This window comes from Corynebacterium sp. HMSC28B08 (assembly GCF_001806865.1).
In the GTDB taxonomy this organism is placed as follows: Bacteria; Actinomycetota; Actinomycetes; order Mycobacteriales; family Mycobacteriaceae; genus Corynebacterium; species Corynebacterium auriscanis.
The window spans coordinates 1-903 of record NZ_KV786189.1 but is presented as its reverse complement, the minus strand read 5'-3'; the positions used below and the strand labels follow the sequence as shown (position 1 = coordinate 903).

Below are 903 nucleotides of genomic sequence, written 5' to 3'. Positions count from 1 at the left end.
GCACACCCGGATCAACGCACTCTAAATCGCGAAGGGCCGCATAACCGCCGCCGTCGCCTGCACGTTCATCTTTGCGCCAGCAGCCCAAGCTGCCCCCGCAAACGATTCCGCAAAACCTACTAACAGCGCTGCTTCTTCCCAGCACGACGAAAAGACTCGTATCGAATACCGATCCGAAGCAGACCGCCTCGCATTCGAAAAACTAGGGCGGTATATCCAAACATCAGACGACGGCACCGTCTCTGAAAACATCCCAGACGGCGAACGTCGCGCCAACAAAGACGCTGCCGCTCGCATCGACGAATTCATCCCCATTGCCAATGCTTCACAAGCTAATGGCGAAACCCCACCTATCACCACCTACGGAAATGAAACCAAGATCGACGGATGGGGCCCGATACAAAGGGTCTACATCAGCCATGACGCTCTGTCCAAGGTCTCCAAAGTTGTCGGAGCTGGAGGCGGCATAGCTGGAGTAGCGGCCGTGCTGGCTAGCGAAGGCATTGCAGGCCCCGCAGGATGGGTGGCGGCAGGGCTGACAGCACTAGCTGCCGCTGGTAACTTGTGCGATTGGAACGACCAAGGAATTATTATTTGGCAAGTACCCGGCCTCCCTGTCCCTGCTTGCACCCCTCAAGAATAAAGCTAAGGACAAGATAGATCATGAAAGAGGAACGCATCCCTTTTCTGTCGATCGTTCTCCTTATTGCTGGAGTAACCCTCATTGGTCTCTTCATTGCCGACAAGGTGGATATCATCATTGGTATCTGCGGCATGATCCTCTGCACTCTCGCTGCGGGAATACGCTTGCGCACCATGCCTAAAAATAGGCCCTCCTAAGCATTCTCAATGAATCCCCGCTCCCTCTTTGAACTGCTCCCCATTAGTTGGACTGAGAAATCA

At 54.3% G+C, this 903-nt stretch carries 1 protein-coding gene; it reads left to right on the top strand.

Going from position 1 to position 903, the window contains the following annotated elements; all coding sequences use genetic code 11:
- The first annotated feature begins 663 nt into the window (after window positions 1-663).
- A complete protein-coding gene (locus HMPREF3098_RS11600; RefSeq protein ID WP_168156027.1) occupies window positions 664-840 on the top strand; it encodes a hypothetical protein in 177 nt (58 codons plus the stop codon).
- The last annotated feature ends 63 nt before the right edge of the window (window positions 841-903 follow it).

Bases quoted from the DNA above. Each gene is read 5' to 3' on its own strand.
- HMPREF3098_RS11600 (WP_168156027.1), top strand. From the start codon at position 664: ATGAAAGAGGAACGCATCCCTTTTCTGTCGATCGTTCTCCTTATTGCT.